Genomic DNA, 20813 nt, shown 5'->3' on the forward strand with positions numbered 1-20813 from the left:
TTAAACTTGCATGAGTAGTGATTATATATCTGCTTAAAGGCAATTCGCCGGTTTAGGAATGCCTGCCAAACGGCTAAGGTGGCGTGCTACCAAGCCTGTATTAAATTTTTCCTGAAGTACGGCATTGTTGATTTCAGGCCCTATAGTTTTCATCAGGAATTTGATGAGAGGACGTGTCGCTGGAGAATGACCAAACTGTTGATAAAACTGACGTACAGCCTGTAAGACTTTAAAATGCCAAGGGGTCAGTTTTAACTCTAAGCTCTCGGCAAGCACCTGTGCGACGTCTTCATTCCAGATGGTATAGTCAACTAAATGACCATCTTGGTCTAACTCTAAATTCATGATAGATCCGTATGTGTTACTTCATAGAAATACAGCGACTAAAGCCTAAGCATAGTTCTGCAAATTCGGCATAGTTAATAATTTTCAAATTTTTTACTTCTGGTTGAGGCAATAAATCAGCCTCATTTTCCAGAATATAAATCTGTTTCAGCTGCTGAATAAATGGATGCTCAACTGACAAGACTGCATCGCCCATCAGAATTACCTGATCATTTTCGCTATAGAGTTGGGACAGTTGTTCGATAATCTGTGCTGTAGCCGCATGGCTGGCTTGAAGCATATAAAGAGTTTTATCAGACATAGTGAGCAACCTTACCAATACAATACATGGTCAAAGCCTTGAATAAAGGCTGGATTCAATTGGATAAATTCAATTTCTTGCTCAGTATTTTGTATAAAAGGCGAATTTTGGTTTTTGCTTTCGACCAGAATTGGGGTCAGATCATAAAATTCAAAACTATCGACCATGTTGGAAGCAATTTTGAACGCATGTTTAAGCTGTTCAAATTGCAGATCTGAACGTAATAGGCTTAAAGCTGCACCTTGTAATAAGACTTTCACGTCTGAACCAAAGGTTGCAAGTACCATGGTCGCAGAAAGACTTTCATGAACCTGCAAGGAATTCAGATTCGATTGAGTTAATATAACGAGTACAGATTTCACACAATATACCTTTTAAAAGCAACATATCCCAAAAAATAGACCGATTAGAATTGAAGCAGACGATGTGCAGACTGAACAGCATCAGCGAGTTCGCCCAATCCGACCAATTCAAACTGATCTGCAAGATTATGCTGTTGAATATTGTGACGTTGAGCATTCTCCTGATCTGTAATACCACGTGCTAATGCCGCACTTACACACACAGGCAGACGTATTTGCAAGGACTGCCACTCACGGGTCAGGTGACGCTGGTCATCCGGTACCCATTGCAGAGCATTGGCAACCGACACACCGTCCTGGTAAAAGAAAACCCGAAAGTCTTCCTGCTTTTGCTGAAATGCTTTGGCAATTCCCAAGGCATGCCAAGCATGTATCGACGTCGGGGCGGAGGTAATAAGAATTAAGGTGCTCATGAAATTCACTACAGGCTTGATCAACCTAAGCAGTTGATCTGGGCTACATAATAAAAAGGTAGTATACAATGATTTTAGATGATCTTTTCTAAAAATAAGACAAAAATTAAAAGTAAAAATAAAATTAAACTAATAAAAACAATAATTTAAAACCATGTATCAATCAAATACCATCACTAAACCTCTGACATATCTGCACAAAATGCTATCTATTTCCTTTTATTTTTTAACTTTATCGCTAGAATAAAAAGTAATCTGCACCAAATCTGCACCAACAATATGAAAATACCAAAGCCCATCCAGCGGGGTTCCAGCTGGCGGATCATTGTAACTTTTGACAAGAAACGATACTCAGCTACACGCGACACAGAAAAAGAATGTGAGCAATGGGCCTATAACAAATTGCTTGAGCTTCGCTCCGGTAAAAAAGCAATCGAACAAGGTGAGAAGCCTGCTTATCCATTTAGGGATCTATGCGCCAAATACTATCAAGAGCATGGTCGGCACATGCGATCTGCACGGACTATTAATTTCAAAATAAAAAACCTTGATCGAATTGCACCAAATTTAGTAGACAAGTCTATTTATGACTTTAAGCCTGCCGATATTGCAGAATGGCGAAATAGCCGTAAGAAAGAAGTAAAAGTGGCAACACTCAGGAATGAGCATGCGATTTATTCAGCCGTGTTCACCTATGCTATGAAAGAGCTATTTCTGATTGATTCCAATGTGTGGCATTCAGTCACGATGCCAGGCAAAGAAAAATCAAGAAGTCAGCGTATCACTGAGGAAGATCAGGCGTTAATGCTCAAGGCATTAAGCTGGGATGGAACCACGACACCCGAAACATCACGCCATTATGTAGCCTGGTCATTCCTGTTTGCTTTGGAAACTGCAATGCGTCAGGGTGAAATCCTTGCAATGAAAAGACAGGATATTAAAGAAGGCTTTGTACATTTACCGATGACTAAAAATGGTGAATCCCGAAACGTTCCATTATCTAAAGAAGCCAAGCGGCTTTTATCATTACTGCCTAAAACCAATAATCAACTTTTGCCAATTGATAAAGATCAATGTTGCGCCACATGGGTAAGAGCTAAGAAAAGAGCAGGGCTGCCGCATATCAACTTCCATGACTCGCGGCATGAAGCTATTACAAGAATGGTGAAAGTGAGGAAATTACCGGTAGAAGTGTTGGCCAAGATTACAGGCCACAAGACGATTTCGATGCTGGTGAATACTTATTACAATCCAGACGCTCAAGATCTGGTGGAAATGTTCAACGACAGTGAGAGCTAATTCGCTCTCGGTCTGCCTTTTTTAACTTTCACGGTCAGCAAGTCATGTGCAAGGCGTGGATTGTATAGTGCCTTGCCTTGTGTACCTTGATTAATCGGGGCTAACTTTTCCCGAATCGTGGTCACTGACAAATTGTATTTTTGAGCCAGGTGAGAAGCTGAAACCAATTCGACTTCAACTTCCTTTAACTCCTTCACCGTTGCACCGCCAATAGTCTGACCCAACATGATTTGAGGCGGTCTTTCGGCTTCAACAGTGATGGTGTAACGAGCCATTCAAGATACCTCCTTTAAGCTTTTTACTACCGTTTCAGGTAACCCAAACACATCTTTAAAAGCCTTATCAAATTCACCGCTTGCAATGAATTGATCAATGCAGTTTTTCGGCTGCTGATGCTTTTCAATAAAAGTGGAAAGTACGTGATAGATCCGGTCAACATTTTTCTCATCAATGCCGATACGTACCTGGTCAGCAATATTCTTAACTGAGAAGCCAATATCTATACCTGAGCTTTCCACCATACTAATGAACATGGCGAACTGCTTTTCACTCATGAACAGCTGAAGAGGCTTATCTTTATAAAGGTGATCAATCATGAGATTGGCCAGAGCAATTTTTTGTTGAATTTCAGTCATTGGCTGGATCCTGAGCTTCGATCAATTCATTGATGTATGCAGCAAGCTCATTTGCATCAACCGCGTAAACTTCATTTTCATTATCGGCATCCATGGTTAAAAATGATGCTTGCGCGATTTTGGATTGAATATCCTCAAGGGCTAAAACAACCGGTGTGTGCATGTCCGGCACCGCTTGGGCTTGAGCCTTCTCCCACATTAGCCACATTTGGCGTGTTTGCTCTTTAAACCAAAGCACCGCATCACCATCCACCACATGCTCAAACAGTTGCTCATCAGAAAGTGTTTGAGAAAGAATGTCATAGACATATGTTTTCTTAAATTCTTCAATAAAATTTTGAATATCCATCCCACACCTCAACTTTTCTTTATTTTCATCGCTTTCAGGTTTTCAGTTACTTCGTCTACCATCTCATGAAGCAGTTTGGCCATATCATCAAGCTGGTGATCTGCAACCTGATTCAGCAAACCTGCAATCCCATTACCAGCAACCAGAAAAGCAAAATCTAAGGCTTGAGCTGGATCATTTTTTTGCATTTTGTCATGCACTTGACCAATGAAGATTTTGAAAATCTGGTTTGCTATATCTTCTGTAGTGCCTTGCAGGACATTGGTTACGTCAATTTTTTGAGCTTTCATCACGCCAATTCCTCTAAAAATTCTTTACCATGTTCCAGATACTGATTCAGGAACGCTTTAAATACTTGCTGACAGGGCTTGTTCATTTGCAAGCCGATAATCTCAACTTGTTTGTGTTTCGGCTTCCAGGCGGTCATGTGGTCGCCACGATTCACACCACGATAGCCATTTTTAACCAACCAGTTTTTAAATGGTGTACGAAGTGTAAAAGGGATATTTTTCATTTAACCACCAGTCACCAGAGCTACTATTACTAGGATGCCAATCACGCCTAGCACCGTTAATCCAATAAGTAATTCTTTCAATCCCATATCATCATCCTTATGGACCACACCCGAAGGTGTGGCTATATCCTGTTTAGTTGCCTGGGAACATATCCATCTGATCTTCGATCAATTTCTTTTTTTGCTGGTAGGCTTGCAGCAATTCCTGTTGATGCTCACTGGTCAAGTTCGGCTTCGCTGCATTCATTTGCTGGGCAACTTGTCGAAGATCTTCACCGTTCTTGGCATCAGAGATCAGTAGGATAAGACCGCTTTTAACTGACCCACTTTTGAGAGGATCTACAGTTGGGGTTTGTTGTTGTTCAAACTTGGCACGTACTTGCTCGATGTTGGCTTGTAGGTACTGGAAGTCTGCCTGAGTCAAAGCATTGTCATTTTCGATCTGTTCTTCGATATCCAGAACATCGGCCAGTGATTTCGCCGTATTTAAGGCTTTGGCATATTCCTTTTTCATTTCCGCAGAGCTTGGCTGTTTCTTTTGCTGTACCAGTGCTTCAGCTTCTTGTTGAAGGCGCTTCAATTCATCAACACTCAGGTTGTTATCAGTCGACTCATTTGATGACTCAGTTTCTGAAGCCAAATATTCTTGAGCTCGTTCATTGATCTTTCTCATAAGATCTTCTTGCTGGTCGATATTCAGACCATCTTCATTGATGACTTGAATGCGTAAATCAGCAAATTCCGACTCTTTGGTGCACGTTTTTAAGTTCTCAGTAAATTTTTCAATAAGCTTCGCGTCTTTTGATTTAGTCGTACGCTTTGGCTTGTCTTCCGCTGGTACTTCTTCGACTACCTTAGGCTGGAACTTTTGCGCCTGAGCATTCACCAGCTTTGTAAGTTCTTTACGTGCCGAGTCATCTGCAATATCGAATACTTTTTCTTCTAAAGCATTCAGTTCGGCAGGTGATTTAACGGCAAGGATTTCACGCTTTAACTGTGCTGTATCAGCCTTTACTACCAGCTCCTGATCCGGTGTAACGTCAATGATCTGGTCTTGTTCTTCTTCTGCAGATTTCAAGCCCATCAATAACTCTGGTGCATAGACACGACCAAAGAATGAAGCAGAACGATAGCGCAGCATCTGTTCAGGCATGGTTTGCCATTTAGATCCGTTCTTCTGATACCAGCCTTCCTTCACGGCCATTTCGATTGTGATCTTGGATGAGTTCAGACGTTCACCTGTTTCACGCTCAATCGCCCAGGCTGTGCATGCAAAGTTTTGAATTTTAATCTTCTTGGTCACTGTCTGTTTTTGGCGGTTAGACCAGACAGTTTCCTGATACTCGACTTCTTTTTCGCCTAGATCTTCCAGATCAAAACGCAGGGCAGAGAAGCGACCACAGCTATTGATTGATGCCATGATGAACTGTGATGACCAAGATGGACGACCTTCGATCAGGTAAAGGTTTTGCATGATCATTAACGGATCTGCACCCATACGGTTCGCCATGTTCAATGCAATGATGCAGTTAGATAGACCATTCGGGTTTTCTTCATCGCGGTACATCCATTGACCGCTTTGATCTTTACCAGCTTTAACCTTGATCACAGAGCGATACTGTTCCGGTACCAGGGTAGAACTAGACAGCATTTTGGCCACACGTTGTGACAGTTCAAAAGCTTCAAGATTTAAAAGGCCAACAGAGTTTGATTGTGGAGCAGTAGAGATTTGAGCATTCATGATAAAAATTCCTATAAATTAAATTAGTTAAAATCGTTTTCTAAAGCTTGTTTGGTCATATAAGACGGTAAATAAATTTCTTCCATTTCGGTTGGGTAGCCGTCCCATTCATCAATGAGTAGCGACTCAGCCAGTCGGGCTTTGGACTTGTTGTATCGAGTTTCACCTACACTTAAAAACAGGTCAGATGCCTTGTACTGTTTGACGTTGAAAGGCAATGCGCTTTCAGCCACAAGGAAAACAAACGGTGGTTTTTCATCAGTGCTGTAGTACTCTTGGAAGCCTTCGCGGTACATAGCAGCCGACAGGTCATAACCAAAGTCACCGCATTTTTTAGAGAAGGCATTCGGACGTGCATCGGTTGTAGTTTTAAGGTCAAGGATCAGACCGAACGGAAATGCCTTACATGGGGCAATGTGCCAGTCAGGACGGATACGCAGCTGCAAGTCATAGGTTGGATCGGTGAAGAAAAAGCTTGCTTCAGGCATGCCGTAGTTATTTTGCATGTCTGCATAGCTGCTTAACGTACGAAGGTTGGTAGCCATGCGAGCTGCATTCTCCACATCTTCTTCAGTGACAGCCAATTTCCCAGCGTTTGCCAGCTCCCATGCTTCCGCTTCTGCTTTTCCGTCTTTGGTACGGCGATTGAATTTAGGCGCAATCACGAATTCATTTTCAAATTGCTCAGGCTCTAAGAACATGGTGTGAACCAATGTGCCGAAGTTCATAGCGGTTGAAGCTTCTTTCTTTGCTTCTTTGCTAATACTGTTCACATAGAAGTGAGCACCAGAACGCAGCATGTCTTTTAACTGGCTTGAGCTGAATTCAGGGCGTGCGTGATATTCATCGTTGCTCATTTTCTCAATGAGCTGTGCCGTTGGTAGTTCGATATAAGCATTCATGAAGTTACCCCGCAGTAATCCGGCCAGTTCTTAAAATAAAGATCAGATGACCAGTTGTTAAAAAATGAAGATTACTTACATCAAGCCCATGCTGTTCTTTAATAGCTTTTATGAGTTCCTGCTTGGTGCTATACACACTGTCTACAGAGCCGCTTTCACGCTCAGCAATCATTGCGTCAGCATGTTTATATGAAGCAGATGCAAGCACTTCACTTTCAACCATCCAGTTTTGTGGATTGGATAAAAGCCCCTGCAATGCTGCACTGGCGAATTGATCGCGTAGATCTATCATTTAGCACCCCCAACAGACGTGCTAATGGCTTCCACCTGACGCTCAGATTCTTTGTCTGCCTGATGCACAAACATCAATGCAAGACCACCAAGAATGGTAACGATGAGTGCGATAGAAGCCATGTTGCTTGCAATGTTCGTCAGCTTGTTGGTTTTAACTGGATGCTGGTACAAACGCTCAGACGTTTGGCTTGATTGGCCGAACTCTGGCAGGTTGCTTTGAATAGGATTTTGTTTCATACTTATCTCGCATATTTGCAAGCCCGCTAGATTTCCAGTCCCTGCGGGCTTTTTATTGGGTACGAGATAAATATCGCATTAACGATATAAATATGTCAATAGCGATGGGGTAAAAATATCGCAAAAAAGATAATAATTTCTATAGCAATAAAAAACCCATCTAGAAGATGGGTTTGACTGAAAGGTTATACGTTTAGTCTCTTAAATAGTTTTCCTTAATCTTAAACCCTTTATTTCTACCCAAGTAAGTCGGCTCTAACTTGGCTATTAAAATATAAGCCCATAGATTGTGGCGCTGATTGTACAAGGGGAGTACGGCGACAAAATCACCTTTGTTAATATCGGCATTAAGATTATTGCAAACCGCATCTATTTCTAATTTTTCACCATTAGTGATTAGTGGAACGCGCACACTTAAATGTGGTTTATCCGACACCCATGCCTCAACTAGTGAATCATCTTGATAAACTGAAACAACAAAACCATAAAGCGGAACATTGTTTTCTAGTTTGCACTCGTAGACAGTTCTTATAAATTTAACTAGCTCAAGTGCATCATCAAAAACTTTTGGCTTTACGTGTCGATAAGTTTGAAAAGCTATCCAACCCAAACAAGAAACAACAATCAGGCCGATTAAGGATAATACCCCTATAACAAAGTCCATGTTTACCAGCTCTCCATCGACTGCCAAGACCAAGCCCAGCCAATGACTTCAAATTGCTGATCAATAATTTCTTGCGCAGTCAATCTTTCCTCAGGATATTCAGCTGCATTGTCGCTTACGATCCGCACGCCACCCAGTGGTAATTGATATAAGCGTTTAAATTTAAACAATCCTCCATGACATACGGCGAATACCTTACCATCCTTGATCGTCTTACGTCCCAAATCCACGTAAACGATATCCTTGTCTTTAATGGTCGGGAACATTGATTCGCCTATAGCTGGAAGGGCAACACAGTTTTCTCTAAGAATGTTTCTATCTGTCAGTGCATTTTTATTTACAGTGATTTTCTTTGCGTGCTGCTCCATCACTTCTGCAAATGAGCCGGTTCCACAAGAGATATGAACATCATCAAAATATTTAATTTCAACTTCCTCAATACTGTCTAGATTTATTAAGTGGCTATTCGCTTCTAACGCTTCTTTTCTAACTCTTTCCTGACGTTCGAATTCAATGATTTTATCCATAGCATCCATTCTTTCCGGATGCTCCCCAGTCAATAGATATTCCTGAGAAGTTTTTAAAATCTTGGCAATCGCCATAAGGTTATCTGCAGACGTGCTTTTCTTATCGTTTTCTAAGTCCGAAATTGTTGATTGTGTTACCCCAGCTTTTTTAGCAAGTGCAGGCTGTGACAGGCCATGCGACTTTCGTAGTGTTCGAATTCTATTACCTAGTGTCATTTGTTTGATTTCCAGTCTCGATACATCGCTATTGTGATTTAAAAACAAATCGCAATGGCGTTAAAAATAGTTGTACAAATATCGCAATAAAGATAGTATTATCGAGAAAGCGATAAATTGGAGTTAAGTGATGACTAATTGGAGTCAGCTAATTAAGGACCTTCAAGACAAAACGAAGGCAAATATGACCCAGCATCAGATCGCTGAGAGTGTTTCTTGTTCCCAGAACTACATAAGTGATCTGAAAACTGGAAAGAAGGGGAAGCGTATTTCTTATGAAATCGCTGAAGGCTTGAAAAAACTGCATCACGAAAAGGTGCTATCAGGCAGTAATGAGGGCGAGCAATGTCTGAAAAATTAACTGAAAGCATCACTTTCAAATGCACATATGAAGAAAAACGTGATTTGGAAGCTATTGCTAGATCTGAAAACAAAACGTTGTCTGAGCACGCTAGAAGTTTAGGCATGGCGAATATCTCGGAAGTTCGGGAACGTTTACAGAATCTCGCATCTCTCATGCGTCTGACCACAGATACCGTAGAAACGTCTTTTGAGCTCACACCAGAGCCACTTCCAAAAATTACAGGCACAAAAAAAGCCCATCTGTGCGACCAGATGAGCATTTTTGCCGTTCACTCAGACAAGTAAACGAGGTTGGTAACCAATGTTGAATTTAACACATATCGGGGAGGTTGTGAAGAAATGAATACTGCACAAGTAATTCCGTTTAAGAAGCCTTCACAACCAGCACAAGGGGCTGGAAAGAACATGTATAGCGATAAGTTCGATCAGGGCTATGTTATGTCTAGTCGCTTGTATCGAAAAGAAGTGTGGCCATTCCTGAGCGATGCTGCACGTAACGTCTATGCGGAGCTGGAAAACCGCATTAACGGACATAACAAGGAGTCTGATTTTGTCAGCTATTCACAGCTACAGGGTGGAGATCTTCCGGGTGCACGTCAATTGAGTAGAAGAACTGTATCGACTGGCTTAAAGGAGCTTATAAAGCTAGGCGTTATCACTGTTTTAGCTGACGGGAAACAGGGCATGAAGTCTTATCGATTGAATGAGATTTCCCTGAAAGATCGGTTTACTAACGAAACTAGTTTACCTAGTACACCAGTTCACTTAGGAAACCAGACTGGTTCACCTAGTACACCAGTAACTAGTGTACCTAGTAAACACACAATAGATACACCTATAGAATCTTTAGAAAATAATAAGAATAAAGCGCCGGCAGAATTTGTTCCTCAGGATCGTGGTGCTTTGAATTTTATTGATTACCACTCTGAAGACTCAAAGTTGTATTCGCTGAAAGATCTATCCGGGACCTACCCAATCAAACAGGATTTCATGGCGCAAGCAGCTGTGAGTTTTCCAAAGCTGTCACAAGACATCGTACTTGAGCAACTCAAAGAGCTGGCGCAATGGTCAGTTGGTCAACCTGAACGTATTTCTCAAAAGTGGATGACTACCTGGTTGAACTGGCTACGCAATTACCAGCCTGCAAAACCGAAGACTGAAGCGAAACAACCTAAGGCTGAACAACCAAAACGCCATCGTTATGGCCAAGGTGTAATTCCACGAGGTGAATCATGAGCAATATTCAATTATTCCAGGACGCATTCGTTGTCGATTTTCCAGCTGAGATTGCAGATCAGGTCTTAGGTCGGATGCAAGCGCTGTACGGTGAAATGTTCGATAAAAAATACGGAAATATCAATCCGGCAGAGCTGCAATTCACTGTTTGCACGGTTTTGAACGGCTTGAAACCTGCAGAGTTACGCCGTGGTTTAGAGCGTATGAATTCTGAAAAATGGTGTCCTTCACTTCCTGAGTTTCGTTCTTGGTGTGTGCATGACGGCGACTGGTGGACGGCTGAACAAGCATGGGCCAAAGCTTTAAATTTTGAAGCAGATCCGGCCAATAAGATCACGACATTGGCCAAACGTGCACTGGATGAAGTACGCCACATACTCAAAACCGAAGGCCAGAAAGCAGCTCATTTTGCATTCAGAGATATTTACAGCGATTACCTGGACAAAGCTAAAAAATCCGGACGTGTTCAAGTGATGTATGTACCACCGGTAAAACCAGTAGCGATTGAGCATAACGAGAAGAATCGTAAAGGCGTGCCATGTCCACCTGAATTGGCGGCAAAAGTGAAAGGTGTTTTTAATCGTACAGGGGGTGCAGCATGAACATCAATAAAGCAGAATTTTTAGAACTCGTAAAAGCTGAAAGCGTTGCTCGTAAATCAACAGCGATTCCGGTTGATAAAGAAAAATTACGTGCAGAGCTTGAAAATGATGTGGAAGCGTTCCTGAAAAATGGCGGTCAGGTTCAAGATCTACCAACAGGTTATTCAGGTGAATTCTCTCAGTTCAATGGTCGTCCTATGGGTAATGCTCAAAAGGGAATGCGGAATGTAATGGCTGCATCAGTAGCAGCTGCACACGCAAGACGTAATCACTCGGGAGTTATTGCTCGAAACAAGGCTAGAGATGGGGGGTGCAAGGCATTATCACGGCACTGCATGTCGGTCATGTGGTGGAACGCTTCGCTATACCAGCACTAACGCTTGCTTCTCATGCAATAAAGCCTTTGCACTAAGCGCATACCAAAAGAAAAAAGGAGCAGCAGCATGAACTTAATCGAAAAGTTGGGATTGGAAAAGTGTAAGCAGATTGTGGAAAAACATCGCAATCTTGGAACTCATTTTACTAAATTTAAATATTACTCGGTAAAGAAAGACGATTTCTTTTTATCGCAGTTGTTTATTGATTCTATCTGTGTCGACGACATCCGCACCGCAATTGCCGACCACGACCGCATTGATACGTGTAGTGACATCCGTAATCACATCAGCCCAACTACAGTGGTGATTGAGAGATGACATTGAGATGGAGTGAAGAGTATCTACAAACACACTTAAAAATCCACCGTAGCAGGGCTAAAACTTCTCAGGAGCGCACTAAACAACAAAACCAAGCAAAGGTACAGAAGGCAAAGAAAAACGCCGTAGACGCGAAATCAGTGAGAAATACGGACTATGAAGAAGAACTGGTTTTGTCATGTGAAATTGCCACAACGCCACCAAGTGTTAATCACTATTGGGAACGTTGCGGGAAGGGTATGAGATTAAGTGACAAAGCTAGAGATTTTCATGCCGTTGTTATTGCCCTGATCCCAGCATTACGGCTGACAACACGATTAAAACTGGAAGTGATTTTTCATTTTCCTACTCACCAGAAGCGGGACATCGATAACCACTTGAAAGCAACAATCGATTCCTTAGTGAAGTGTGGATTCTGTGAAGACGATGAACAGTTTGATGAATTGATTGTGAAACGTGGCGCCGTGGTCAAAGGTGGAATGATCAGTTTAAAAGTCTGGGAACTTTAAAAAATTAATAACCGTAGTTTGGGATTAGAAGGGGTTGCAAATGGGAAGTTCAAGTGAGCTGCAGCTGGTCGGGGGAAGTGGAGTAAATGGGGTTTATACGAACGACCCTCGCGCGCGCGCGCGTTTTATCAATCTCAACACTCAGAAAAAGGTCAAAGAGTTCAAGTTAAAGATGCGCAACTACAAGCGTCCAGACTTCAATCGCATGATCCTGGATCTGAGCCGTTTAGGTTGGACGCATGAAAAGATAGCATTCCTTCTGCCTGTGTCTGGTGCTTCCACTGTGTCTGAATGGGCACGTGGTGGCATTCCAAACTACGACAACGGCGCAGCATTTATTGAGTTATGGCGTATGGAGACAGGAATTATGCGTTATCCACTGGAAGGTGAATGGATGGAATACAAGTACAAGATCGGGCAGCTGGATATTTTTGAAGATGGCGGCCTGTGTGATCAGGTTATTGATGAGTTGGATCAGGAGATGGGGTTATGAACTTAATCGAAAAATTGGGATTGGAGAAGTGTAAGCGGATTGTGGATGGGGCGCCTGAGTGGGCTGTGTTCTGGATTACACGAAATGAGTATCACACTTCAATGTGGAGCTTCCCAAATATGACTGGTCAGCAAAGTTGCTTAATCTCTGATCTCCGCGCAGCCATCGCAGACCACGACCGCACAGACTATGTAAGTGATATCCGTAACCACATCAGCCCAACTACAGTGGTGATTGAGAGATGAGTGATTTTGAAAAGTGGTTTGAGGATCAAGACTTCTACACAAACATGCGATTCATCCATGGTGACAAGCTGTTTGGTAAGGATGGCGATGTATATCGAGTGCTGCCGGTACAGATGACTTATCAGGGTTGGAACACACAACGTCAGCGCTCTAAGGATGAATTTGTCGCACTCACTCAAGAATGGCACAAAAAAGGATATGAAGCAGGCCAAAAAGATTTAAGAGAAGCATGTTTTCATTTTGAAACATCCATGTTTCACAAAGGAACAGCACAATGTTTTAAGTGTGGCGCAATGGTGGATAGAGATAGAAACATTATTGATTAAACACCCAACAAACCCCAACACCCATACCCCCACAGTAACCCTATTCAATCAACCACTGAATAGGGTTTTTTTATGGCAGCTCGCAAAGTAAATACACCAGGTGCAACACCTAAACCTGAAGAAAAAGAAGTCACTCAACCAACCACAGCAGAACAGGCTGATGCAGCGTTAGAAAGCATTACTGGTGCTGACCCTTCCACTAATGAAAATGCGCCAGAAGTGGCTCTCGTACCTGTAGAGCAGTTTGATGCCGTAGCGCAAAAGCTCGCTGAAGCAGAAGCGAAAATCAAAGAGCTGGAAGCAAAATCTAAAGCTTCAACTAAATCCGCAGCACCAGCACAGCCAATTCAATCGCAAACCGAAGTTAAACGTATCCAAAACGTATTGACTGATCGCGGATGGGATTCAGTGGAGGAATAAGCATGGGATCAAAACCAAAGGTCGTGCAGCAAGATCCGGAAGGTGATGCACGCCGGGCAGCTGAAAAAGCTACAGCAGAATCAAATGCCAAAAAAGCAATGCGCCGTACTGGTAGCTCGATGGGTAGTTCAATGAGCGTGTTGGGTGGTGAGGGTGATGACCGAAATCTGAGTAATACTGCTAATGCTTTGGTTAACTCTAAGTACGGCGCACTCTTTGAAAAGAAATCAAAACTAGGCGGTGGCTGATGAATAATGACGCTCGTAAATACTGTACCCGTTTGGGACAACTCAAAGCTGCGCGTGCACAGTATGAGTCGCATTGGGCTGAATGCTATCGGTTCGGTGCACCTGAGCGTCAGCAGTCTTTTGCTGGAAGTGATGTAAAGAATCAGCGTGAGACTGAGCGTGCAGATCTGTACGACTCAACCGCTGCCGATTCTGTCCAGGTGCTGGTATCTATGATTATGAACGGCGTTACACCTGCAAATGCAATCTGGTTTAAGGCACAGCCGGACGGTATCGATGACCTGTCAGAAGTCACTGAGGGTGAGCGCTGGCTTGAGGATGTGTGTCAGTTCATGTGGCGCAATATCCACGGCGCAAACTTTGACAGTGAGAACTTCGACACGATCACGGACGTTGTCACCGCTGGATGGGGTGTGATGTATGTCGATATTGATCGTGAGGCAGGTGGCGGTTATGTATTTGAGTCGTGGCCAACGGGTAGCTGTTTTATCGGATCAACACGTGCTGACGGCCTGATTGACACCATTTACCGCGAACACGAAATGACAGCCGAAGCCATGATCAATACTTATGGTGAAAAGAACTGCCATTACACGGTGGTTGATACTGCCAAGAAGTCACCAGACACCAAACTGAAAATGCTGCACGTGATCCAGCCACGCAAACAGGTTGGTGCTGGCCAGATCAATAAAGCCATGCCGTTTGCTTCTTATCATATTGACCAGAGCAATCAGCATATGCTGAAAGAATCTGGTTATCACGAATTTCCTTGTTCGGTACCACGTCTGCGCAAGCTGCCGAACTCGGTGTATGGCAATGGACAGATGACTTTGGCTTTGCCGGATGCTAAGTCATTAAACGATCTGATGAAGAACACGCTACGTTCTGCGGATCTTCAAATTGGCGGCATGTGGATTGCTCAGGATGACGGCGTTTTAAATCCGCATACTGTGCGTATTGGTCCTCGCAAAGTGATTATTGCCAACAGTGTAGATTCAATGAAGCGTCTGGATGATGGCGTGAACTTCCAGCTTTCAGAATACCTATTGACCAACCTGCAAGGCGGGATTCGTCGCCGTCTTATGGCTGATCAGTTGCCACCGATTGGCACCAGCAACATGACAGCAACAGAAATTAATACACGTGTTGAGCTGATCCGGCAGCTGCTCGGTCCTATGTATGGTCGTCTGCAAACCGAATACCTGAAATCTATCCTTGATCGCTGTTTTGGTCTGGCATTGCGTTCTGGTGCTTTAGGTCAGCCACCAGAAGAACTATGGGGTCGCAATCTTTCATTCAAGTTTGTGTCACCACTGGCACGTTCTCAGCGTATGGAAGAAGTGTATGCCACTGAGCAGTACATCGCGAGCATGGGGAATGCAGCAGCTGTAGAGCCAACCATTCTGGACAATATCGATTTTGATGCAGTAGCAACGATTACAGGTACAGGCCGTGGCGTTCCTCAATCGATCATGCGTACCGCCGATGAAGTTCAGCAGTTGCGTGAATCGCGTCAAAAGGCACAAGAGGAACAAGCCCAGCAACAACAACAGCAAGCCATGATGGAAATGGCCGGCGGTGCAGTGGCCAAAGGTATTGAAAAACAGATCGGTTCTGAGCCGGCAACAGGAGTAATGCAGTGATTATTTATCTTGCCGTGATGCTTGTTGCGGGCCTGATCCTAGCCGTTGGCTGGTGGAATGAGGTCAACAAAAACCAAGAGCTGAAAAGCCAGATTGAAAAATACCAGGATGAACTTTCTGAACGCCCATTACCTGAAGCGAACAAAGAAAGCGAACCGGATGAAGTCGGCACATTTGTCAAAACACGTATGAGCCGACCAGCCACACCAGAAACCTACCGCAATGTCTTTGATTTAGATGTGAATGGGCAACGAGTGATTGCACACCTTACGTCCATGTATGCCAATAAATCGACCTATGTGCGCGGTGGCCATGATGCAGAGCGCGAGTCATGTTTCCGTGCAGGTCAGGCTGACGTGATTGGCTTTATCTACAAACAAATTAACCGTGCAAACGATCCAGACTATAAAGAGGAACAAGTAAATGACTGATCCAGTAAACAACCCTACAGACCCAGAAAACAATCCAGCGCCAGCACCTAGCGTGATGACTCCACCGGTAACCGATCCTGTGCCGCCGACCGATCCAGTAGATCCACCGGCTGTGACTGGTGCGCCTGAATCAATCGATGGTTATCAGGTCGAAGTGGAAAACTTCAATTTCGATGAGTTTAAGGCCATTCCTGAAAATCAGGAGTTCTTGGAACGTGCACGTGAAGCCGGACTGGATAACGGCAGCTTGAACTTCTTGCTCAAGGAATATAACGAGCTGATTCCGGCACTCATGGAAAATAACGCCGTACTGGACAATGAAACCACGGTTAAAACCATGACTGAAGCATGGGGAGCTGAAGCAGAACAAAACTTCGGTTATGCCCAAGCAGTGGCAGGCAATCTGATTGCCAACGGCGTACTGACTGCGGAGGAGGTGAACGATCCGTCATTTGGTAACAATCCACTGGTGTTGAAGATGGCAGCGTACTTTGGTCAGCAGCTGCAGGAAGATACACCGCCTTCTAATACACAACAAAGCGGTGGTGTAGATGTTGAATCATTAATGAAGTCGGAAGCGTATTTGAACGAAAGCCACCCTGATCATAAGCGTGTCTTTTCTCAAGTCCAAAACTTCTATCAGAAGCAATACAAATAAGGGGTAATGTATGCCTATCGTCAATGAAAACAAAATCACGGCGGCATTTGTTCAGCAGTTCCATGACAACTATGAGTTGGCATCACAGCAAAACGAAAGCCGTCTATTAAAAACCGTAGTGAATCGCGGGAAAATCGTAGGTGAGTCATTCACCATTAATGATATGGGTCAGGTTGAAATGGCGGCTTCTGGTGCGCGTTTCGGTGATACTAACTGGACGATTCCTGATGCTGGTACACGTAGCGTCTTGATGAATGACTTTGACCTGTTCATTCCAATCGAATCACGCGACATTCCAAAGCTGAAAGCACATCCAAACGATAAATATATCAAGCTGCTGTATAACGCGAAAAACCGCAAAATCGATGACATCATTTACCAGGCTGCAATCGGTACTATCAGCCGTAAAAGTGTTGCGGATAACGGCACAGCAACAACCACACCAACCGCATTACCAGCGGGTCAGTTGGTCCTTTCAGGTTTTGGCAGTGGTAGCCTGAAAAGCAAGATCATCAAGGCAAAATCCATCTTCCGTGCCAACGAGTGTGATGAGCACAACGGCGAACAGTTATACATCCTGTATACGTCTGCAATGATGGAGGAAATCTTAGGAGATACCACACTGACATCTGCTGACTTCATGGCCGGCAAGATGATTCAGGAAGGTGGTGTTGGTGGCAAATGGATGGGCTTCAATTGGATTCCATACGAAAAACTAAGCCAGGGTGCTGCGGTGGGTGAACTTCGTACCGTTGCTTACTGTGGATCTGCAATTCACTTTGGTGAAGCGGATATCACTGGCTTCGATATCACCACACGTGCAGACAAGAAAAACATCAAACAGGTTGGTGGTGTGCATTCTCTTGCTGCAGGTCGTGCAAACGAGAAGAAAGTCGTTGCGATTGACTTCGTTGTCTAACTGGTAGGGGCTTTGGCTCGGCATCTTGGGCATGGGGTGTCGGGTCTTTTTTATACCCAACAAACTACAATTTAAAAGCCTTCAAGATCACTAAAACTTGAGGGCTTTTTTATGTCTACTACAGAAGTATCTATCTGCAATGAAGCACTGAGCCAGATCGGCGCTAAATCCATTATTTCATTTGATGAAAATACAGAGAATGCACGCCGTTGCGCTTCGATCTATGCCAGCACACGCAAGGCACTATTGCGCATGCATCCATGGTCCTTTGCGAAAAAACGAGTGCAGCTTGCCCCAGTGACCACACACCCGACTTTTGGTTATGAGAACTCTTTCCCGTTGCCACGTGATTTCTTGCGCGTGATCAGTGCAGGTGTGGAGGAATATGAAATCGAAGCACGCCATATCCTTGCCAATACCAATCTGATCAACCTGCAGTACGTTTCTGATGAAGATAACGAAGAAATGTGGGATTCCCTGTTTTGTGAATGCATGGTGCTGTACATGGTCCATAAACTGGCCAAGCCGATTACAGGCAGTCAGTCTGAGTCGGATAGTGCATGGCAGAAGCTACAAAACATGCTGAAACAGGCACGTGCAATCAATGGGCAAGAGCGACCAGCGCAAGACTTTGCAGCAGATTATCAATCTTCACTGATTGGAGTGCGCTACTAATGAAAACCGTTGTCATGAAAAATAACTTTAGTGCCGGGGAGCTGGCACCAGCGTTATACACCCGGACAGATATTCAGCAGTATTCCAACGGCGCAAAGCGTATTAAAAACTTATTCCCACTGGTTGAAGGTGGTGTGCGCAAGCGTCCCGGAACATTCAATCGTGGACTGATGGAAGGTGGAGCGATTCGCCTGATTCCATTTATTGTGAACTCGGCCAATGTTTATTTACTGATTTTCAACCATCAGAGCATTACGGTCTATGACCCACGTAACAGAACAGTCATTACCACGCTTGTTTCACCCTATACGACGGCGCAGATCCGTGACATTCAATATGTGCAGTATCGCTTTGAAATGTTTCTGACGCATAACGGTGTGCCGATGCAGCGATTGCGTTGTGATGAGCTGTTTAGCAACTGGAATATTTCAGAGTTTGTATTTACCCATCCACCAATTGATTCAGAAAGTGCACGTTATCCATTCCGTAAAGGTAAGCCATCAGGTAAGGATCTGGGTGCATTTGTTAATTTCACTCTTGATGTTGTATCTGTCTGGGATGAAACGCAAACCTATTTAACTGGCGATGTGGTGGCCTATTTGCCTGCTGGGTTCTTTACGCCTTATTACTATCAGGCAGCAACGGAAAGTACAGGAAAACGACCTGATGCATACCCGGGGGATTGGGTGTGGGTGCCAAATGCGAATGGAGCGGGTTTTACTGCAGCGGATGTGGGGCGCTATCTTGAGGTCAACGGTGGTCTGATCAAAATCACGAAATTCAACAGCAGCGATAGTGTTAGCGGTGAGATCGTTAAAAAACTGGATGCAGATATTTTAGCAATTGAACGTTCATGGGTGATTCAGCCGCATGCTTTCAATGAGTCTGATGGCTATCCACGTTGCTGCACCTATTTCAAACAGCGCCTTGTTCTGGCCAATACCAAGAAAGCACCGAACAAGATCTGGTTTAGCGCCGTAGGGGATAACGGAAACTTTCTAGAAACCACAGAGGATGCGGATGCATTCAGTATTGTTTCAGCGTCTGGTCTGTCTAACAGTATCCTGTTTTTAGAAGCACAGCGCGGGGTGATCTGCCTGACTTCTGGTGGTGAATTCATGGTGGACTCAGATGGGGGATTGACACCGACCACAGTAAACATTGTAGAGCACAGCGCATACGGCGCATATTCCGTAACACGTCCTGAGCGGGTCGGGAATGAGCTGTTATTCGTGCAGCGTGGTGGTGAACGTGTCCGGGCATTGACCTATCGCTATGAGGTGGATGGTCTTGTTTCACCAGAGATCAGTGCATTGTCTTCACATATCGGTGAGCTGCACCAGGGTGTGAATGAAATTTCATACCAGCAAGAGCCTGAATCAATTGTTTGGTTAGTGCTGGGTGATGGCAAGGTGGCATCAATTACCTTTAACCGAGATCAAGAAGTTATGGCTTGGGCACAGCATGACTTTGGTGGATCGGTGAAAAGCATCTGTTCTATGCCGACTCAGTTGGGTTCTGATGATGCATACATGCTGATTGAGCGTAAGGGAAAAATCTATCTTGAGCAGATTTCTTTTGATGCTTTGGTAGATTCTCAGACCAGTATCAAACTGAATACCGGCATTCTTGTTAAGTCACGCTTCGATCACCTGAAAAATATTGCTGCGTATTGGGTTAAAGACGACACAGTGACTGAAATCGAATACCGGATCAATGGGGATGAGCTGATCATTGATGATTCAAGTCTGATCAATGAAACGCTGTACTTTGGTGAGCTGTTTGAATGTGTAGCGGAACTATTCCCACCTGAGCTGAGTCAAAGCCCGATGTCGAGCATGATGCATAAGGCCAAGGTGGATCGGACAGCATTCTTCTTTAATAAAACTCTAGGTGTGCAGTTGAATGGCCAGCTGGTCGAAACATTCACTTTTGATGACAACCTGATGGGACCACGTAAACCCTATACCGGCTATCACCTGGAAGAAGGCGGCACATGGGAGGATCTGCACAAAGTGCCTTTAGTTATCTCACACAACAAACCGCTACCTTTTCACCTGCAAGCTATCACCATGCAGTTATCAATTAACGAGAAATAAAATGATAGTCCGATCAGCCACACTGGATGACGTGCCGGCACTGATTGAAATAGCCCGGCAATTCATTCATGAAGCACCGAACTATGCCAGCCGTGAACTGGATGAACAGGCACTGAAAGACAACCTGAGCGCCGTCATTGATGGTATGGGTGCGGTGTTTGTGGCTGAGCAAGGGCAAGAGATTGCTGGCGGTATTGTCTGCCTGACAACTAAGGACTGGTTTAACAATCAGTTCATTGCCTTTGAGCAGGTCTTTTATGTCAAGCCTGAATATCGCGGCACACGTGCGGCATTGCTGCTTATTGATGTGTTCCTGAACTGGTCACGCCAGATGGGTGCAGGTCGTGTGCAATGCGGTACCACAACCGGAATCAATACGGACGGCTGTGTGCGTTTATACAAACATTTTGGCTTTAACGAATACGGCATTCTTTTGGATCTGGAGCTTTAAA

General features: G+C 44.0%; 34 protein-coding genes. 19 read left to right on the forward strand and 15 right to left on the reverse strand.

From position 1 onward, the window contains the following. Nucleotides 1–33: 33 nt before the first annotated feature. The 4 genes from IHE35_RS06460 to tusD are packed head-to-tail and all read right to left on the reverse strand — an operon-like array spanning nt 34 to nt 1421. Nucleotides 34–345, reverse strand: coding sequence for a TusE/DsrC/DsvC family sulfur relay protein (locus IHE35_RS06460; protein ID WP_242789807.1), 312 nt, complete (start codon nt 343–345; stop codon nt 34–36). 16 nt (nt 346–361) lie between these two features. Continuing rightward, nucleotides 362–646, reverse strand: a complete 285-nt coding sequence (locus IHE35_RS06465) for a DsrH/TusB family sulfur relay protein (RefSeq protein WP_242789808.1) — start codon at nt 644–646, stop codon at nt 362–364. 11 nt (nt 647–657) lie between these two features. After that, a complete protein-coding gene (locus IHE35_RS06470; protein ID WP_242789809.1) occupies nt 658–1008 on the reverse strand; it encodes a hypothetical protein in 351 nt (116 codons plus the stop codon). 44 nt (nt 1009–1052) lie between these two features. Then, nucleotides 1053–1421: a sulfurtransferase complex subunit TusD gene (gene tusD, locus IHE35_RS06475; protein ID WP_242789810.1), complete on the reverse strand. Its 369-nt coding sequence runs from the start codon at nt 1419–1421 to the stop codon at nt 1053–1055. Nucleotides 1422–1700: 279 nt separating this feature from the next. Here tusD and IHE35_RS06480 point away from each other — a divergent pair, with 279 nt between their 5' ends. Further along, nucleotides 1701–2720, forward strand: a complete 1020-nt coding sequence (locus IHE35_RS06480; protein WP_242789811.1) for a site-specific integrase — start codon at nt 1701–1703, stop codon at nt 2718–2720. Here IHE35_RS06480 and IHE35_RS06485 read toward each other — a convergent pair. From IHE35_RS06485 to IHE35_RS06535, 11 genes are all read right to left on the reverse strand, one after another. Further along, complete coding sequence (locus tag IHE35_RS06485; RefSeq protein WP_242789812.1) at nt 2717–2995, reverse strand: DNA-binding protein; 279 nt, start codon at nt 2993–2995, stop codon at nt 2717–2719. The genes IHE35_RS06480 and IHE35_RS06485 overlap by 4 nt on opposite strands. Then, nucleotides 2996–3355, reverse strand: a complete 360-nt coding sequence (locus tag IHE35_RS06490; protein ID WP_242789813.1) for a hypothetical protein — start codon at nt 3353–3355, stop codon at nt 2996–2998. Further along, the gene (locus tag IHE35_RS06495) at nt 3348–3704 is read right to left on the reverse strand and encodes a hypothetical protein (RefSeq protein ID WP_242789814.1); all 357 of its coding nucleotides are present in this window, start codon (nt 3702–3704) and stop codon (nt 3348–3350) included. The genes IHE35_RS06490 and IHE35_RS06495 overlap by 8 nt, the downstream gene beginning before the upstream one ends. Before the next feature lie 8 nt (nt 3705–3712). Beyond that, nucleotides 3713–3994 (reverse strand): hypothetical protein, encoded by a 282-nt coding sequence (locus IHE35_RS06500; protein ID WP_242789815.1) that lies wholly within the window; start codon nt 3992–3994, stop codon nt 3713–3715. Continuing rightward, nucleotides 3994–4218, reverse strand: a complete 225-nt coding sequence (locus IHE35_RS06505; RefSeq protein WP_242789816.1) for a hypothetical protein — start codon at nt 4216–4218, stop codon at nt 3994–3996. Before IHE35_RS06505 ends, IHE35_RS06500 begins: the two co-directional genes overlap by 1 nt. Nucleotides 4219–4351: 133 nt before the next feature. Beyond that, nucleotides 4352–5959, reverse strand: coding sequence for a recombinase RecT (locus IHE35_RS06510; protein WP_242789817.1), 1608 nt, complete (start codon nt 5957–5959; stop codon nt 4352–4354). Between the two features lie 23 nt (nt 5960–5982). After that, on the reverse strand, nt 5983–6861 hold the full coding sequence (locus tag IHE35_RS06515) for a PD-(D/E)XK nuclease-like domain-containing protein (protein ID WP_242789818.1): 879 nt from the start codon (nt 6859–6861) through the stop codon (nt 5983–5985). A gap of 4 nt (nt 6862–6865) precedes the next feature. Continuing rightward, nucleotides 6866–7153: a hypothetical protein gene (locus tag IHE35_RS06520; protein WP_242789819.1), complete on the reverse strand. Its 288-nt coding sequence runs from the start codon at nt 7151–7153 to the stop codon at nt 6866–6868. Next, entirely contained in the window at nt 7150–7392 is a 243-nt protein-coding gene (locus tag IHE35_RS06525) for a hypothetical protein (protein WP_242789820.1), read from the reverse strand. Before IHE35_RS06525 ends, IHE35_RS06520 begins: the two co-directional genes overlap by 4 nt. A gap of 193 nt (nt 7393–7585) precedes the next feature. Beyond that, nucleotides 7586–8056, reverse strand: coding sequence for a hypothetical protein (locus IHE35_RS06530; RefSeq protein ID WP_180030940.1), 471 nt, complete (start codon nt 8054–8056; stop codon nt 7586–7588). Between the two features lie 2 nt (nt 8057–8058). Beyond that, a complete protein-coding gene (locus IHE35_RS06535; protein ID WP_180030939.1) occupies nt 8059–8799 on the reverse strand; it encodes a S24 family peptidase in 741 nt (246 codons plus the stop codon). A gap of 130 nt (nt 8800–8929) precedes the next feature. Here IHE35_RS06535 and IHE35_RS06540 point away from each other — a divergent pair, with 130 nt between their 5' ends. The 18 genes from IHE35_RS06540 to IHE35_RS06625 all read left to right on the forward strand — a co-directional run bounded on the left by IHE35_RS06540 (nt 8930) and on the right by IHE35_RS06625 (nt 20812). Continuing rightward, nucleotides 8930–9160: a helix-turn-helix transcriptional regulator gene (locus tag IHE35_RS06540; protein WP_180030937.1), complete on the forward strand. Its 231-nt coding sequence runs from the start codon at nt 8930–8932 to the stop codon at nt 9158–9160. A gap of 104 nt (nt 9161–9264) precedes the next feature. Further along, the gene (locus IHE35_RS14705; protein WP_346015089.1) at nt 9265–9447 is read left to right on the forward strand and encodes a hypothetical protein; all 183 of its coding nucleotides are present in this window, start codon (nt 9265–9267) and stop codon (nt 9445–9447) included. 54 nt (nt 9448–9501) lie between these two features. Then, nucleotides 9502–10398, forward strand: coding sequence for a helix-turn-helix domain-containing protein (locus IHE35_RS06550; protein ID WP_242789822.1), 897 nt, complete (start codon nt 9502–9504; stop codon nt 10396–10398). Then, the gene (locus IHE35_RS06555; RefSeq protein WP_242789823.1) at nt 10395–11000 is read left to right on the forward strand and encodes a restriction endonuclease; all 606 of its coding nucleotides are present in this window, start codon (nt 10395–10397) and stop codon (nt 10998–11000) included. The genes IHE35_RS06550 and IHE35_RS06555 overlap by 4 nt, the downstream gene beginning before the upstream one ends. Next, nucleotides 10997–11377 (forward strand): hypothetical protein, encoded by a 381-nt coding sequence (locus IHE35_RS06560; protein ID WP_242789824.1) that lies wholly within the window; start codon nt 10997–10999, stop codon nt 11375–11377. Before IHE35_RS06555 ends, IHE35_RS06560 begins: the two co-directional genes overlap by 4 nt. Nucleotides 11378–11443: 66 nt before the next feature. Next, entirely contained in the window at nt 11444–11695 is a 252-nt protein-coding gene (locus IHE35_RS06565; RefSeq protein ID WP_242789825.1) for a hypothetical protein, read from the forward strand. A 2-nt stretch (nt 11696–11697) separates the two neighbouring features. Continuing rightward, nucleotides 11698–12204, forward strand: a complete 507-nt coding sequence (locus tag IHE35_RS06570) for a RusA family crossover junction endodeoxyribonuclease (RefSeq protein WP_242789969.1) — start codon at nt 11698–11700, stop codon at nt 12202–12204. A 40-nt stretch (nt 12205–12244) separates the two neighbouring features. Beyond that, nucleotides 12245–12697: a hypothetical protein gene (locus IHE35_RS06575; protein ID WP_242789826.1), complete on the forward strand. Its 453-nt coding sequence runs from the start codon at nt 12245–12247 to the stop codon at nt 12695–12697. Between the two features lie 241 nt (nt 12698–12938). Continuing rightward, a complete protein-coding gene (locus IHE35_RS06580) occupies nt 12939–13268 on the forward strand; it encodes a hypothetical protein (protein ID WP_242789827.1) in 330 nt (109 codons plus the stop codon). A 72-nt stretch (nt 13269–13340) separates the two neighbouring features. Next, nucleotides 13341–13688: a hypothetical protein gene (locus IHE35_RS06585; protein ID WP_242789828.1), complete on the forward strand. Its 348-nt coding sequence runs from the start codon at nt 13341–13343 to the stop codon at nt 13686–13688. Nucleotides 13689–13690: 2 nt separating this feature from the next. Continuing rightward, nucleotides 13691–13936 (forward strand): hypothetical protein, encoded by a 246-nt coding sequence (locus tag IHE35_RS06590; protein WP_242789829.1) that lies wholly within the window; start codon nt 13691–13693, stop codon nt 13934–13936. After that, a complete protein-coding gene (locus IHE35_RS06595) occupies nt 13936–15579 on the forward strand; it encodes a portal protein (protein WP_242789830.1) in 1644 nt (547 codons plus the stop codon). The genes IHE35_RS06590 and IHE35_RS06595 overlap by 1 nt, the downstream gene beginning before the upstream one ends. Further along, nucleotides 15576–16010, forward strand: a complete 435-nt coding sequence (locus IHE35_RS06600) for a hypothetical protein (RefSeq protein WP_242789831.1) — start codon at nt 15576–15578, stop codon at nt 16008–16010. The genes IHE35_RS06595 and IHE35_RS06600 overlap by 4 nt, the downstream gene beginning before the upstream one ends. Next, nucleotides 16003–16668 carry a hypothetical protein gene (locus tag IHE35_RS06605; RefSeq protein WP_242789832.1) on the forward strand — a complete coding sequence of 222 codons (666 nt, stop codon included), beginning with the start codon at nt 16003–16005 and terminating at the stop codon, nt 16666–16668. Before IHE35_RS06600 ends, IHE35_RS06605 begins: the two co-directional genes overlap by 8 nt. A gap of 16 nt (nt 16669–16684) precedes the next feature. After that, complete coding sequence (locus tag IHE35_RS06610) at nt 16685–17587, forward strand: phage capsid protein (protein WP_242789970.1); 903 nt, start codon at nt 16685–16687, stop codon at nt 17585–17587. Nucleotides 17588–17698: 111 nt separating this feature from the next. Beyond that, the gene (locus tag IHE35_RS06615) at nt 17699–18262 is read left to right on the forward strand and encodes a hypothetical protein (RefSeq protein WP_242789833.1); all 564 of its coding nucleotides are present in this window, start codon (nt 17699–17701) and stop codon (nt 18260–18262) included. After that, the gene (locus IHE35_RS06620; RefSeq protein ID WP_242789834.1) at nt 18262–20361 is read left to right on the forward strand and encodes a carbohydrate-binding protein; all 2100 of its coding nucleotides are present in this window, start codon (nt 18262–18264) and stop codon (nt 20359–20361) included. Before IHE35_RS06615 ends, IHE35_RS06620 begins: the two co-directional genes overlap by 1 nt. Nucleotide 20362: 1 nt before the next feature. Beyond that, nucleotides 20363–20812, forward strand: coding sequence for a GNAT family N-acetyltransferase (locus IHE35_RS06625; RefSeq protein ID WP_242789835.1), 450 nt, complete (start codon nt 20363–20365; stop codon nt 20810–20812). Nucleotide 20813 lies beyond the last annotated feature (1 nt).

Source organism: Acinetobacter sp. ASP199 (assembly GCF_022700675.1).
Taxonomy (GTDB): Bacteria; Pseudomonadota; Gammaproteobacteria; order Pseudomonadales; family Moraxellaceae; genus Acinetobacter.